17 protein-coding genes are annotated in these 13,965 nt (G+C 70.8%); 11 read left to right on the top strand and 6 right to left on the bottom strand.

The window, feature by feature from the left end; all coding sequences use genetic code 11:
• The first annotated feature begins 79 nt into the window (after positions 1 to 79).
• The 9 genes from VH969_RS17435 to dapC all read left to right on the top strand — a co-directional run bounded on the left by VH969_RS17435 (position 80) and on the right by dapC (position 7,865).
• Positions 80 to 1,012, top strand: a complete 933-nt coding sequence (locus tag VH969_RS17435) for an ABC transporter permease (protein WP_331975398.1) — start codon at positions 80 to 82, stop codon at positions 1,010 to 1,012.
• Positions 1,013 to 1,025: 13 nt separating this feature from the next.
• A complete protein-coding gene (locus VH969_RS17430) occupies positions 1,026 to 1,991 on the top strand; it encodes an ABC transporter permease (protein ID WP_331975396.1) in 966 nt (321 codons plus the stop codon).
• Between the two features lie 31 nt (positions 1,992 to 2,022).
• The gene (locus VH969_RS17425) at positions 2,023 to 3,066 is read left to right on the top strand and encodes an ABC transporter ATP-binding protein (RefSeq protein WP_331975394.1); all 1,044 of its coding nucleotides are present in this window, start codon (positions 2,023 to 2,025) and stop codon (positions 3,064 to 3,066) included.
• On the top strand, positions 3,063 to 4,130 hold the full coding sequence (locus tag VH969_RS17420) for an ABC transporter ATP-binding protein (protein WP_331975392.1): 1,068 nt from the start codon (positions 3,063 to 3,065) through the stop codon (positions 4,128 to 4,130). The genes VH969_RS17425 and VH969_RS17420 overlap by 4 nt, the downstream gene beginning before the upstream one ends.
• Before the next feature lie 28 nt (positions 4,131 to 4,158).
• Complete coding sequence (locus tag VH969_RS17415) at positions 4,159 to 5,109, top strand: ABC transporter permease (protein ID WP_331975390.1); 951 nt, start codon at positions 4,159 to 4,161, stop codon at positions 5,107 to 5,109.
• 20 nt (positions 5,110 to 5,129) lie between these two features.
• Positions 5,130 to 5,975, top strand: coding sequence for an N-acetyl-1-D-myo-inositol-2-amino-2-deoxy-alpha-D-glucopyranoside deacetylase (gene mshB / locus VH969_RS17410; RefSeq protein WP_331975388.1), 846 nt, complete (start codon positions 5,130 to 5,132; stop codon positions 5,973 to 5,975).
• Positions 5,976 to 6,368 carry a hypothetical protein gene (locus VH969_RS17405; protein ID WP_331975386.1) on the top strand — a complete coding sequence of 131 codons (393 nt, stop codon included), beginning with the start codon at positions 5,976 to 5,978 and terminating at the stop codon, positions 6,366 to 6,368.
• Between the two features lie 88 nt (positions 6,369 to 6,456).
• Positions 6,457 to 6,783 (top strand): ferredoxin, encoded by a 327-nt coding sequence (gene fdxA / locus VH969_RS17400; protein ID WP_291408578.1) that lies wholly within the window; start codon positions 6,457 to 6,459, stop codon positions 6,781 to 6,783.
• Positions 6,780 to 7,865: a succinyldiaminopimelate transaminase gene (gene dapC, locus VH969_RS17395; RefSeq protein ID WP_331975382.1), complete on the top strand. Its 1,086-nt coding sequence runs from the start codon at positions 6,780 to 6,782 to the stop codon at positions 7,863 to 7,865. The genes fdxA and dapC overlap by 4 nt, the downstream gene beginning before the upstream one ends.
• On the opposite strand, the gene VH969_RS17390 is transcribed toward dapC, so the two are convergent.
• Genes VH969_RS17390 through VH969_RS17370 form a run of 5 tightly spaced genes read right to left on the bottom strand, consistent with a single transcriptional unit; the run spans position 7,857 to position 11,408 of the window.
• The gene (locus VH969_RS17390) at positions 7,857 to 8,780 is read right to left on the bottom strand and encodes a CHAD domain-containing protein (RefSeq protein ID WP_331975380.1); all 924 of its coding nucleotides are present in this window, start codon (positions 8,778 to 8,780) and stop codon (positions 7,857 to 7,859) included. The genes dapC and VH969_RS17390 overlap by 9 nt on opposite strands.
• Positions 8,781 to 8,821: 41 nt before the next feature.
• A complete protein-coding gene (locus tag VH969_RS17385) occupies positions 8,822 to 8,986 on the bottom strand; it encodes a hypothetical protein (RefSeq protein WP_331975378.1) in 165 nt (54 codons plus the stop codon).
• 49 nt (positions 8,987 to 9,035) lie between these two features.
• Positions 9,036 to 10,022, bottom strand: a complete 987-nt coding sequence (gene dapD, locus VH969_RS17380; protein ID WP_331975376.1) for a 2,3,4,5-tetrahydropyridine-2,6-dicarboxylate N-succinyltransferase — start codon at positions 10,020 to 10,022, stop codon at positions 9,036 to 9,038.
• A 9-nt stretch (positions 10,023 to 10,031) separates the two neighbouring features.
• Complete coding sequence (locus tag VH969_RS17375; protein WP_331975374.1) at positions 10,032 to 10,892, bottom strand: hypothetical protein; 861 nt, start codon at positions 10,890 to 10,892, stop codon at positions 10,032 to 10,034.
• Positions 10,893 to 10,910: 18 nt separating this feature from the next.
• Entirely contained in the window at positions 10,911 to 11,408 is a 498-nt protein-coding gene (locus VH969_RS17370; RefSeq protein ID WP_331975372.1) for a SigE family RNA polymerase sigma factor, read from the bottom strand.
• 92 nt (positions 11,409 to 11,500) lie between these two features.
• Here VH969_RS17370 and dapE point away from each other — a divergent pair, with 92 nt between their 5' ends.
• Positions 11,501 to 12,562 carry a succinyl-diaminopimelate desuccinylase gene (dapE, locus tag VH969_RS17365; RefSeq protein ID WP_331975402.1) on the top strand — a complete coding sequence of 354 codons (1,062 nt, stop codon included), beginning with the start codon at positions 11,501 to 11,503 and terminating at the stop codon, positions 12,560 to 12,562.
• Positions 12,563 to 12,565: 3 nt separating this feature from the next.
• On the opposite strand, the gene VH969_RS17360 is transcribed toward dapE, so the two are convergent.
• Complete coding sequence (locus VH969_RS17360; protein ID WP_331975370.1) at positions 12,566 to 13,078, bottom strand: hypothetical protein; 513 nt, start codon at positions 13,076 to 13,078, stop codon at positions 12,566 to 12,568.
• 34 nt (positions 13,079 to 13,112) lie between these two features.
• On the opposite strand from VH969_RS17360, the gene VH969_RS17355 reads away from it, so the two are divergent.
• Positions 13,113 to 13,892 carry an LOG family protein gene (locus VH969_RS17355; RefSeq protein ID WP_331975368.1) on the top strand — a complete coding sequence of 260 codons (780 nt, stop codon included), beginning with the start codon at positions 13,113 to 13,115 and terminating at the stop codon, positions 13,890 to 13,892.
• Positions 13,893 to 13,965: the final 73 nt, after the last annotated feature.

Below are 13,965 nucleotides of genomic sequence, written 5' to 3'. Positions count from 1 at the left end.
CCCCCCCCCCCCCCCCCCCCCCCCCCCGCCGGTTGGAGAACCAATTTCTTCGTCGATCCGAGGAAGCCGGCACCTACTCATGGGGAAGTTCGTAATCCGAAGGCTCGCCCAGGCCGTTCTGGTCGTTATCGCGGCGACGCTCGTTCTGTTCATAGGCCTGTTCGTGCTCGGGGACCCCTTCGCCTCCACCGGCGACAAGACGGTGCCCCCGGAGACCCAGCAAATCCTGCGTGAGCGGTTCGGCATGGACCAGTCGCTGCCCATGCAGTACCTCACGTACCTGGGCAACCTGTTCACCGGTGACCTGGGCATCGACTTCAACCAGCGCCGACCCGTGTCCGAGATGATCGGTGAGGCGCTGCCCGCGACCGCCCGGCTGGCACTGGTCGCGATCATCCTGGACGTGCTCATCGGCGTCGTCGCCGGCGTCATCGCCGCCGTCTGGCGCTACTCCTTCTGGGACGTGCTGGTCACGATCCTCACCACGCTCGCCATCGGCATCCCGACGTTCGTGATCGGTATCTGGCTTCGTCAGAAAGTATCCGGGGAATGGATCTTTCCGGGGGTACCCAGACCATTCACCGAAGTCGTACCGTGGTACCAGGAAGTATTGCTACCAGCGATAACCCTGGCCATCGTGGATGCGGCATTCGTCTCCCGCCTGATGCGCGGCTCCATGCTCGAGGTATTGCGCGCCGACTACATCCGCACCGCGAGGGCCAAGGGTCTCGGTGAGCGGACCGTGATCATGAAACACGCGTTCCGGAACTCGATCATTCCGGTCGTCACGTACATCGGCATCAGCATCGGCATCCTCATGGGCGGCGCGCTCATCACCGAGACGCTGTTCCAGTACCACGGCGTCGGGTTCCTGCTGGTCACCTCGATCAGGCAGAACAACAACCCGGTCATCATGGCGCTGGTGACGTTCGCGGTACTGATATACGTGCTACTGAGCATGATCGTCGACATCTTGTACGCGTATCTCGACCCGCGGATCCGGCTGAGCTAGGCGAGGGAAGAACATGACCACCACACCCACACCGGACCCGGCCGATCTGAGCATGCCCGCACAGGCGGTGCTCGTCGAGCCGGCTGACCACCCAGAGCCGGACGCCGAAGAGGCGAAGCCGGGCAAGAAGCCGTCCCGCGGGCAGCTGTCCGACATCTGGCGCCGCTTCCGGCGCAACAAGCTGGCCATGTTCGGCCTGGTCATCGTCGCCATCCTCGTGGTGCTGGCGATCTTCCAGCCGCTGATCGTGCCGTACGACCCGTACGACCAGAACCTGATCAACACGCTGCAGCCGCCGAGCGCGGAGCACTGGTTCGGCACCGACGTCCTGGGCCGCGACCTGTTCTCCGGGATGCTCTACGGGCTGAAGCTCGCGCTCATCGTCGGCCTGTGCACGATGATCGGCTCGATGACGCTCGGCGTCGTGCTCGGCTCGATCGCCGGCTACCGCGGCCGGTTCGCCGACGGCTTCGTCATGCGCGTGACCGACATCTTCCTGGCGTTCCCGTACCTGATCGGGGCGATCCTGGTGGTCCGGACGTTCGGCTCCGGCCTCACCCAGGTCATCCTGGCGCTGGTCCTCCTCGGCTGGCCGACGGCGGCGCGCCTGATGCGCGGACAGATGCTGTCGTTGCGCGAGGCGGAGTACGTCGAGGCGGCGCGCTCCATCGGCGCGTCCGACACGCGAATCGTGACGCGGCACATCATGCCGAACGCCATCCAGCCGGTGTTCATCTACTCGTTCACCGGCATCGGCGTCGCGGTGGTCGCCATGGCCTCGCTCGCCTACCTCGGCGTGGGCGTGCCCTCCGACACCCCGGAGTGGGGCCGGCTCATCAACCAGGGCATCGAGCAGGTCCAGGTGTCCGGCAAGGACTACCTCTGGATGTTCCCGAGCGCCGCCATCTGCCTCACGACCCTCGTGTTCGCGTTCGTGTCCGACGGCCTGCGCGACGCGCTCGACCCGAAGCTGCGATAACTCGCCGCCGAACCAAGGAGATCCCAGACAAATGAGCAGCGCTGCGGAGATCGACCTCGAGGGCCCACCTGCGCCCTTGCTCGAGGTCCGCGACCTGCGGGTGCACTTCAAGACCGACTACGGCGTGGTCAAGGCCGTGGACGGGGTGACCTGGCACGTCAACGAGGGCGAGACGCTCGCCATCGTGGGTGAGTCCGGCTCCGGGAAGTCGGTGTCCGCGATGACGATCCTGGGCCTCGTGCCCAGCCCGCCGGCGACGTTCCCCACCGGGGACGTCTTCCTGCGTGGCCGGTCCCTGCTGAAGATGCCCGAGAAGCAGCAGCGGAAGCTGCGTGGCAGCCAGATCGCGATGATCTTCCAGGACCCGCTGACCGCGTTGAACCCCGTGTTCAAGGTCGGCGACCAGATCGCCGAGATGGTGCGCGTCCACCAGGACGTCAGCAAGAACGTCGCGAAGAAGCGGGCACTCGACCTGCTCGGCGAGGTCGGCATCCCGAACCCGGCCGTGCGGCTGAACCAGTACCCGCACGAGTTCTCCGGCGGCATGCGCCAGCGCGCGATGATCGCGATGGCGCTCGCCAACGACCCGCACGTACTGCTGGCGGACGAGCCGACCACGGCGCTGGACGTGACCGTGCAGGCGCAGATCATGGCCCTGCTGGAGAAGCTGCAGGAGGACCGCAACACCGCGATCGTGCTCATCACGCACGACCTCGGGGTGGTCGCGAGCCACGCGGACCGGATCAACGTCATGTACGCCGGCAAGATCGTCGAGACCGGCACCGCGGACGAGATCTTCTACCAGCCGCGCCACGCGTACACGTTCGGCCTGCTGTCGAGCCTGCCGCGGATGGACCAGAGCCGGCAGGAGCGGCTGGTGCCGATCAAGGGCGTGCCGCCGTCACTGGCGAACGTCCCGCAAGGCTGTCCGTTCCATCCGCGGTGCGTCTTCGCCACCGACCAGTGCATGCCGGAGGTGCCGTCGCTGCGCTCCGTCGGCGGGAACGGGCACCGGGCGGCGTGCGTGCACAGTGACCGAGTAGCCATGGCACACGAGGAGAGGGTTGCCCAATGACGCAGGGGGCGGACCCGCAGCAGGGTGGCGTCGGGGTGGTTGAGCCAAACCACCGGCCGATGCTCGAGGTGGACGACCTCGTCAAGCACTTCCCCATCCGCAGCGGCGTGTTCATCAAGCGCACCGTCGGCGAGGTGAAGGCAGTCGACGGCGTGTCCCTGCACGTCCAGCGGGGCCAGACGGTGGCGCTGGTCGGCGAGTCGGGTTGTGGCAAGTCGACGACGGCGCGCGCGATCCTGCGGCTGCTCGAGCCGACCAGCGGCCGGATCAGCCTGGACGGCGTCGAGATCACCGGGATGGGCAAGGACGCGCTGCGCAAGGCGCGGCGGGACATGCAGATCGTGTTCCAGGACCCGTACGCGTCGCTGAACCCGCGCATGACGGTCCGGCAGATCCTGACCGAGAAGTACAACCTGCTCGGCAGCAAGGTCACCAAGTCGACGATCGGTGAGCTGCTCGACACCGTCGGCCTGGCCGAGGAGTACGCCGACCGCTACCCGCACGAGTTCTCCGGCGGGCAGCGCCAGCGCATCGGCATCGCCCGGGCGATCGCGATGAACCCGAAGTTCATCGTGCTCGACGAGCCCGTGTCCGCGCTGGACGTGTCGATCCAGGCGCAGATCGTCAACCTGCTCGAGGACCTGCAGGACGAGCTGGGCCTGACGTACCTGTTCATCGCGCACGACCTGTCCGTGGTCCGGCACATCGCCGACCGCGTGGCCGTGATGTACCTGGGCAACGTCGTGGAGATCGCGGACCGGGACGACCTGTTCGACCGGCCGCACCACCCGTACACCCAGGCGCTGATCTCGGCCGTGCCGATCCCGGACCCGCACCTGGAGCGCCGGCGCGAGCGCATCGTGCTGCGCGGTGACGTGCCGAACCCGGCCAACCCGCCGTCGGGCTGCCGGTTCCGCACCCGCTGCTGGAAGTTCGAGCAGCTCTCCGAGAGCGACGCGCGCCGCTGCATCGAGGAGCCGCCGCCGCTTCTGCAGGTCGGCGCCAAGCCGGGCCACGACGCGGCCTGCCACTACGCGTCCCTGCGCGAAGTGGTGCGCGCCTGATACACGCGACGACCGGCAGGGCCGGACGATGCTGAAGTTCGCGCTTCGCCGCACCGCCCAGGCCCTGCTGGTCTTCGTGATCGTCACATTCCTCTGCTACGTGGCGCTCTACCAGCTCGGCAACCCGTTCGCCTCGCTCGGGGAGAACCGGGTCCTCCCGCCGGAGACGCAGGCGATCCTGCGGGAGAAGTTCAAGCTGGACCAGCCGCTGCTCGCCCAGTACCTCAACTACCTGGGCAACCTGTTCACCGGCGATCTCGGCATCGACTACGACAAGCGGCTGCCGGTCGTCGAGATGATCGCGCACACGGTGCCGAACACCATGCGCCTAGCGGTGCTCGCGGTCGCTTTGCAGCTGGTCATCGGCATCTGCGCCGGCGTGCTCGCCGCGGTCCGGCAGGGCTCGTTCACCGACGCGCTGATCTCCGTCTCGGCCATCACGCTGATGTCCGTGCCGCTGATCGTCACCGCGGCCGCCCTGCGGGACACCTTCAACGGCACCCGCGTCCTCGGCATCACGTTGTTCCCCCAGCTGCCGCGCACGATCGCGGTCGAGGTGCACTGGTACGACGAGCTGCTGCTACCCGCGTTCGCGCTGGCGCTGGGCGGGACGGCGTTCATCGCCCGGATGACGCGCACGACGATGCTGGAGGTGCTGGAGTCCGACTACGTCCGCACCGCCCGCGCGAAGGGCCTGCGCCCGCGCACCGTGCTCTACAAGCACGCCCTGCGCAACGCGGTCATCCCGATCGCCAACATCGCCGCGATCGAGCTCGGCGTCCTGCTGGGCGGCGCGATCATCGTCGAAACGATCTTCCAGTACGACGGCGTGGGCTATCTTTTCGCGCGATCACTGCGGGCGCTGAACGCCCCGCTGCTGATGGCGATCATGTCGTACATGGTCGTCGCCTTCGTCGTGCTGATCGCGCTCCTCGATATCCTCTGCGCGTACCTCGACCCGCGGCTGCGGATCGACTGACCAGACTTGGACTCCTCCCCATGACGCTCTCCGCCGCACCCCGGCTGCTGCTCGTGCACGCGCACCCGGACGACGAGAGTCTCTGGACCGGCGGCACGATCGCCCGCTACGCGGCCGCCGGCGTGCAGGTCACGGTCGTCACCTGCACGCTCGGCGAGGAGGGCGAGATCATCCCCGAGTCGCTGCGCGAGCTCGCCGCCGACTCCGCCGACCAGCTCGGCGGCTATCGCATCGGCGAGCTGCGGTCCGCCTGCGCGGCGCTCGGCGTCTCCGACCACCGCTGGCTCGGCGGTCCCGGCCGCTGGCGCGACTCCGGCATGGCCGGCGTGGCGGCGAACCGCCACCCGCGGGCGTTCGCCGGCGGCGACCTCGACGAGCAGGCCGCGGTGCTCGCCGCCGTGCTCGACGAGGTCCGGCCGCAGGTCGTGGTCACGTACGGGCCGGACGGCGGCTACGGCCACCCGGACCACATCCGGGCACACGACGTCACGATGGCCGCGTGCGAGAAGGCCGGTGGCGTCGCCCGGATCTTCCACGCGGTGACCTCCCGGGTGGCGACGGAGAACGGGGTGGCGGCGCTCGCGCGGGTCGCGGACCTGCCGTACCGGCTGCCGGAGCCGGATGAGCTGCCGGTCACCGACGACGCGCACATCACCACGACGGTCTCCATCGCGGACGTGCTGTCGGACAAGCTGCGCGCGCTGCGGGCGCACACCACGCAGGTCAGCGTGTGGCAGTCGGGTGACGGCGCGCTCTGCTACGCGCTGACCAACGGCATCGCCCAGCCGATCCCCGCGGCGGAGTTCTACGTGCTCGCCGCGGGCGACCCGGCCGGCGCGGAGGCCGACCTGTTCGGGGGCATGTAGATGCCCTTACGGGATCGGGTGCTCGTGGGTGTCCTGGTGCTGGACGCGATCGTGCTTGCGGTCGTCCAGCTGCTGTACCTGCCGCTCGCGTTCGACGGGTACCTGCTGCCCAACCTCGGCGGGCTGCCGCTGCCGCTGATGCCGATCCTGGCGGCGGTGTCGACACCGTGGCTCGTCGACACGGCCGGCAAGCTCTCGCCCCGGCTGGCCGTCGCGTCGCTGCCGCTGCTCGCGTGGATGGTCACGATTGCCTGGTTCGGCATGTTCGGCCCGGGCGGCGACGTGTTGCTCACCGCGGACTGGCGCTCGCTGCTGCTGTTCGCGGGTGGCGCGCTGCCGTCGGCGATCGTGCTGGGCCGCGTGCTCGCGACCACAGTGGGTCCCACCACCTGAGAGCGGGAGAGGCCCAAGAGGGATACTAGGGACAGCCGGTAACCTCCGCTTGCAGGCGAACTTCTACAGAGGGAAGCAGGAGAACGCAGTGACTTATGTGATCGCCGAGCCCTGCGTCGATTTGCTCGACAAAGCATGCATCGAAGAGTGCCCGGTCGACTGCATCTACGAAGGGGACCGGATGCTCTACATCCACCCCGACGAGTGCGTGGACTGCGGCGCCTGCGAGCCGGTGTGCCCCGTCGAGGCCATCTACTACGAGGACGACGTCCCCGATCAGTGGAAGGAATACACCAAGGCCAACGTCGACTTCTTCGACGAGCTGGGTTCGCCCGGGGGTGCGGCCAAGGTGGGCAAGGTCTCGGCGGACCCGCAGTGGATCAAGGACCTGCCGCCCGTACAGCACGACGAGTGAGCGCGGCACTTCCCACCGTCCCCTGGGACTCGCTGGCCGAGGCCGGCACGCTGGCGCGGGCACACCCGGACGGCATCGTCGACCTGTCCGTCGGCACGCCCGTCGACCCGGTGCCGCCGTTCATCCGCCAAGCGCTCGCCTCGGCCGCCGCCGCGCCCGGGTACCCCACCACGCACGGCACGCCTGAGCTGCGCGAAGCCGCCGTCGGCGCGCTCGAGCGGCGGCACGGCGTGACCGGTCTGCCCGCCGACGCGGTCCTGCCGACGATCGGCTCCAAGGAGTTCGTCGCCTGGCTGCCCACCCTGCTCGGGCTCGGTGCATCCGACCTCGTGGTCATCCCGTCGCTCGCGTACCCGACCTACGAGGTCGGCGTCCAGCTGGCGGGTGCCCGGCTGCTGCGCGCGGACAGCACGGTGGCGATCGGCCCGGAGCGGCCCGCGCTGGTCTGGCTGAACTCGCCCGCCAACCCGACGGGCCAGGTGCTGCCGCCCGAGCACCTGCGCAAGGTCGTCGACTGGGCGCGCTCGCGCGGCACGCTCGTGGTCTCCGACGAGTGCTACCTGACGCTGGGCTATGCCGAACCGCCGGTCTCGGTGCTGCACCCGTCGGTGTGCGGCGGCTCGTTCGACGGCGTGCTCGCGGTGCACTCGCTGTCCAAGTGCTCGAGCCTGGCCGGCTACCGCGCGGGCTTCGTGACCGGTGACCCCGCGCTGGTGGCGCGCCTGCTCGCGACCCGCAGGCACGCCGGCATGATCGTCCCGCGCCCGGTCCAGGCGGCGATGACCGCGGCGCTGTCCGACGACTCGCACGTGGCCGGCCAGCGCGCCCGGTTCGCCGCCCGGCGCGACGCGCTGCGGCCGGCACTGCTCGCGGCCGGCTTCCGGATCGACCACTCGGCGGCGGGCCTGTACCTGTGGACGACGCGCGACGAGCCGGCGTGGGACACGGTGGCGTGGTTCGCCGCGCGCGGCATCCTGGTCGCGCCGGGCACGTTCTACGGACCGACCGGCGACCGGCACGTGCGGATCGCCCTGACCGCGAGCGACGAGCGGATCGCGGCCGCGGCGGCGCGGCTAGCGTAGGGCCTTCGCCAGGCGGTCGACCTCGTCGAGCGCGTCGCGCCAACGGGCCCGGCGGTCCGCGCGGCGCGCGCGCTCCCGTTCCACGAGGCGGCCGGCGACGAACGCCACGCCGGCGTCGGTCGCCGGCTGGTCGGCGAGAAGCCGGCGCACCTCGGTCTCGGCGACGACGGTGTCCTGGTGGTCGCCGAGGATGTCCTGGAACTCCTTGGTCGCCCTGATCAGCTTGCGCACCGGCTTGCCCCCCGCGGGCTCGGCCAGCTCGGCGGCGTAGCGCAGCCGCTTGCCCTTGATGCGCAGGGCGTGCAGGTCGTCGTCGAGGGGGTGGTCACCGAGGGCCCGGGCGGACTTGACGAGCTTGCGGTGCGGCCGGGCGATGACGTCGAGGAGCCCCGCCGTCCTCGTTTCGGCCGGTTCGTGCCCGCCCGGCTCGGCATTGACGGTCGCGACGAGCGCGTTGAGGAGCTCGGCGTAGCGCGCGCTGCGGAAGGCGGCGAGCATGCGCCGCCGGGCACCGCGGCGTTCCTCGACGAGCCCGCGCAGCAGCCGTTCGAGGGCGGCCTGCTCGTCGTCGGGGAGGTCGGCGGCCTGCCCCCGGAGGTGGCCGAGCAGGACGTCGATGTCGCGGATGCGGCCGAGGATGCCGCCGAGCCAGCGCAGCTCCTGGGAGAGGGGCTCGAGCTCCGGGTCGCCGGCCGCCTTGAGCGCCGCACGCATCCGCCGCACGGCGACGCGCATCTGGTGCACCCCTTCGGGATCGACCCCCTGCCGGGCGATCGCCTCGTGTTCGAGGAGCGCGCGTACCTGCTGATCGATCCGGGCCCGCACATGCAGGGCGGGCGAATCCCCGGGCAACGCCACGAGCGGCGTGGCCGGTAGGCCGAGCTCCCCAGGTCCGACCTGGACCGATCGCGTCATTGGGTCATGTTAGGTCAACGCGAGGCCCCTGCCGACGTTCATCAAGCCGCGGACACCGCATCCTTGAGCTTGCGCGCCAATTCCGCTGCGGTGAAGAAGTACCGGCCGTGCGTCTCCCGCAAGGTCTCCTCGGAGTCCGCACTGAGTACGACGATCTCGGTGTCGGCGTAGTCGGGCACCCGCTCGAGCTCGAACCGGCGGCGCATCGCCGCGTCACCGTCCGCAAAGGACTCCGACTGGCCCGGACCGGGATTCTCAGTCGTTGGCGTGGAGCATCGCGTTGAGCTTGATGCCCGATCCCGTGCGTTCCACGACCTCCACCGCGCCCGTGGCCGAGTTGCGGCGGTACAGCAGGCCCGGCTGGCCGGACAGCTCTCGGGCCTTCACCAGCCGGCCGTCCGGCAGCGTGACCTTCGTGCCCGCCGTGACGTACAGGCCCGCCTCCACCACGCAGTCGTCGCCGAGGGAGACGCCCACGCCCGCGTTCGCCCCGACCAGGCAGCCCGTGCCGATGGAGATCGTCTCCTTGCCGCCGCCGGACAGGGTGCCCATGATCGACGCGCCGCCGCCCACGTCCGAGCCGTCGCCGACCACCACGCCCGCGGAGATGCGGCCCTCCACCATGGAGGCGCCCAGCGTGCCCGCGTTGAAGTTCACGAAGCCCTCGTGCATGACGGTCGTGCCCGTGGCCAGGTGGGCACCGAGCCGCACCCGGTCGGCGTCGGCGATGCGCACGCCGGACGGCACGACGTAGTCGACCATCCGCGGGAACTTGTCCACCCCGTACACCGTCACCGCCCCGCGGGCCCGCAGCCGCAGCCGCGTCGCGGCGAAGCCCTCCACCCGGCACGGGCCGAAGTTCGTCCACACCACGTTCGCCAGCACCCCGAACAGGCCGTCCAGGTTCAGCCCGTGCGGGCGCACCAGCCGCGACGAGAGCAGGTGCAGCCGCAGGTAGGCGTCGTACGCGTCGGCCGGCGGCGCGGCCAGCGACAGCACGCCGGTCCGCACCGCGACCACCTCGACTGACCGGTCCGCGTCCGGGCCGAGCAGTGCCGAGATCCCGGCACCGAGCTCGTCGACCGCCTCCTGCTCGGACAGCTGCTTCGTCCCCGGCACGCGGCCGTCGTCGAGCTTCGGATGCGGGAACCAGCTGTCGAGCACGGTCCCGTCGTCGGCGACGGTGGCCAGGCCGACCGCCTGGGCGCCGGTGGTCTCCGGGTTCACATCTGCGCTGCTCACGCTGGCAGGTTAGTCCAGGCGGAACCGCGCATCCGTGGCCAGCTCCGCCAGCCGCCGCACCGGCATCGGCGCCCCGCCCAGGCCCGGCTTCCCCGAGCCGTCGTAGGTCGCCGACTGGGCGACGTACACGAGCGTGCCGTCCTCGTGCCGGTACGCCGCCCAGGTCTCGAAGTCCTGCCGGCCGCCGGTCGCGGTGAAGACGCCCACCCGCCGGCCGGCCACGGTCTGCTCCGTGCACGAACCCTCGAGCCCCCACAGCGGCGGCAGGTCGCAGCCGTCGCCCGCGACGCCGCTGCCCGCCGTAGTGACCTCGACCAGCAGCTCGCCCACGCCCGCACCCTTGGTCACCGGCAGCGCGGCCATGTACTCCCACACCTGCGTGCCGTGGATCGTGTCCTCGTACTGCGCCTGGTGGTAGCGCAGCGGGCCGCCGCCGACGTACGCCGGGTCCTCGTATTGGAGGTCCTCCGGCGTGCCCAGTCCCGGCGGGGCCACCGCCCTCAGCGCGTCCAGCAGCATCACGCCCTGGTCGAACCGCGGGCCAGAGGTCGCCGTGCGGTCGGTCTGGCCGTCGGGCCACGACGGCTCGGTGCCGGACGCCGTCGCTTTCGGCGGTGTCTGCAAGGTCGACGGCGCGCCCGAGCCGATGCCGACCGGCCCGCCCGCGCCCGAGGTGACCGCGACGACCACGACGGCGAAGCCGACCACCGCGACCGCGGCGACCGCGCTGCCCACGCCGGCCCAGCGCGCGCGGCGGCGTCGTTCGGTCCGCCGGGCCGCGTCCAGTACGACGGTCTCGTTCATCGGCGGCGGCACCGTGGCGGACGCCATCGTGGCGCGCATCGCCTGGCGCAGCTCCTGCTCGTTCATGGCACTCCTCCTCGATGGTCAGTTGGTGAACGCGGTCGTCGGCACCGCGCCGCGCAGCGCGTCCAGGCCGCGGGCGGTCTGGCTCTTCACGGTCCCCTCCGTGCAGCCCATCGCCCGCGCGGTGTCCTCGACGGACATGTCCTCCCAGTAGCGCAGCACGAGCGCCGCGCGCTGCCTCGGCGGGACATCGCCGAGCGCCCGCAACAGCACGAGCCGGTCCTCGGGGCTGCCGGCCGGTGGCGCGGTCGACTCCGGGTGGTGCGCCGTGGGTTTCTCGCGGAAGAAGAAGCCGCGCCGGTTCTCGTCCAGGTAGGTGCGCACGAGGATCCGCCGGGTGTACGCGTCGAGCGAGTCGTGCGAGGAGATCCGGTGCCACGCGCGGTAGAGCTTGACGAACGTCGACTGGACGATGTCCTCCGCCCGGTGCCAGTCGCCGCACAGCAGGTACGCCGTGGCGCGCATGGCGCTCGACCGGCTCGCGAAGTAGTCGGTGAACCCCTGCTCCCGATCATTCATCAGACCTCCCCGGGCGATCCCTGGACGCAGATACTCACGCGGGGTCCCATGCCCGGGGTTGCACGGCCGCGGCAGGTAGCGTGCCGGGCGTGATCCGGAAGCTGGACCTCGCCGCCGATCCCGTCGACCTGACCGCCGCCCTGGTCGATATCCCCAGCGTGTCAGGCGAGGAGGGCGAGCTCGCGGCCGCGGTCGAGGCCGCGCTCCGCGACCAGGCCGGCCACCTCGAGGTCGCGCGCTCGGGCAACGCGGTGCTCGCCCGCACCTCGCTCGGCCGGCCGTCGCGGGTGGTGCTGGCCGGGCACATCGACACCGTGCCGGTCAACGGCAACCTGCCGGGCCGCCGCGACGGCGAGTTCCTGCACGGGCTCGGCGCGTGCGACATGAAGGGCGGCGACGCCGTGATGCTGCACGTCGCCGCGACCGTGGTGGCCCCACGCCACGACCTGACCTTCGTGTTCTACGACTGCGAGGAGGTCGAGGCCGAGCGCAACGGCCTGGGCCGCATCGAGCGCGAGGCCCCCGAATGGCTGGGCGGCGACCTGGCGATCGTCTGCGAACCGTCGAACGCGGTCGTCGAGGCGGGCTGCCAGGGCACGATGCGCGTGGAGCTGCGCACTACCGGCGCGCGGGCGCACACCGCGCGGGCGTGGATGGGCCGCAACGCCATCCACGCGCTGGGTGACGCGCTCGCCCTGCTGGCGGCCTACCAACCGCGCGTGGTCGACATCGACGGCTGTACCTACCGCGAGGGGCTGCAAGCCGTGCGGGTCGAGGGCGGGGTCAGCGGCAACGTCGTGCCGGACGCGGCCGTGCTGGCCGTCAACCACCGCTTCGCGCCGGACCGCTCGGCGGCGGACGCCGAGGCGCACCTGCGCGAGGTGTTCGACGGCTACGACCTGGTGGTGACCGACGTGGCGGCCGGCGCGCCACCCGGCCTGTCCGCGCCGGCGGCCGCCGAGCTGGTCGGCGCGGCGGGCGGCGAGCCGGTCGCCAAGCTCGGCTGGACGGACGTGGCCCGCTTCGCCGCACTCGGCATGCCAGCGGTCAACTTCGGTCCCGGCGATCCGACCCTCGCGCACACGCAGCAGGAACGCGTGCCCGTCGAGCAGATCGGCCGCTGCGCGCAGGTGCTGCGCCGCTTCCTCGGGTGAGCGTCAGCGTTCCCGCAGCTCGGTGCCGCGGACCAGGTGGGTGCAACCGAGGACGACCGCGGCCAGCAGCGTCAGCCAACGGCCGGGCGCGGAGCTGGCGTCCTCCGGATCGTAGAAGCCCGCCGGCTCGACCTCGCCGGCCAGGAACACGGCCACCATCAGGAGCAGGGCCAGCACCGCGCACACGTAGTACGACCGCGGACCTTCGGCGTCCGCGAGGTATACCCCGATCGTGCCGATCGCGACGAGGCCGGCCAGGACCAGCGTGGCGGCCGCCTGCCAGCCCTCGCCGGCCATCCCCCACAGCGTGGTCGCGTCGCCGGGAATGCCGTCCTCGCCGCCCGTCGTCCGCCACGTGGTGGCGGTGAAGGCCAGCAGAGCGCCCGCGACGACGCAGCCGAACACGGCGTAGCGCATGCTGGCGAAGGTGTCGCGGTCCACGCGACCGAGCAGGTCTACCTGCTTGCGCAGGCCCACCAGCGACTTCTCCAGCTTCTCGATCCGCTCCTCCGACATTCCGGGAACGCTAGCCCGATCTAGACTCGCGCGCGTGACGATCGAGCAATTCAGCACTCCGGACGACGAGCACCCTAGGGAGAAGCAGCGCGGACCCGTGGTGCTGCGGCGGTCCAGAAAGGACGAGCCGACCACGACCGACCAGCGGTTGCTCGACTCGCGCGGACCGGCGGACTGGGTGCACACCGACCCGTGGCGGGTGCTGCGCATCCAGGCCGAGTTCGTCGAGGGGTTCGGCGCGCTCGCGGAGGTGCCGCGCGCGGTCACCGTCTTCGGCTCCGCACGCACCAAACGTGACCACCCGGAGTACCAGCTCGGCATGGAGATCGGCGCCGCGCTCGCGAGAGCCGGCTACGCCGCCATGACCGGTGGCGGCCCCGGCTCGATGGAGGCCGTCAACCGCGGCTGCTCGGAGGCCGGCGGGCTCTCCATCGGACTGGGCATCGAGCTGCCGTTCGAGCAGGGCCTCAACCCGTGGGTCGACCTCGGCGTCAACTTCCGCTACTTCTTCGCCCGCAAGACGATGTTCGTCAAGTACGCGCAGGCGTTCATCTGCCTGCCCGGCGGGTTCGGCACGCTCGACGAGCTCTTCGAGGCGCTCACCCTCGTGCAGACCAAGAAGGTCACCAAGTTCCCGGTCGTCCTGTTCGGACGGTCCTATTGGAGCGGTCTGTACGAGTGGGTGCACGACACCGTCTTCAAGGAGGGCAAGATCGGCGAGAAGGACTTGGCGCTGCTGCACGTGACCGACGACGTCGACGACGCGATCCGCGTGGTCGAGGAGGCCTACCAGGCATGGACGGACACGCACTAGTGTCCCGCGCCGGGAAACTCGGTGCTTAAGTCGGTGGATCCAGGTTTCTGCTGGCAAGGCGCCGACCGACACT

Origin of the sequence: Actinophytocola sp. (assembly GCF_036555685.1) — a bacterium.
Classification (GTDB): Bacteria; Actinomycetota; Actinomycetes; order Mycobacteriales; family Pseudonocardiaceae; genus Actinophytocola.
This window is presented reverse-complemented; position numbering and strand designations above follow the sequence as displayed.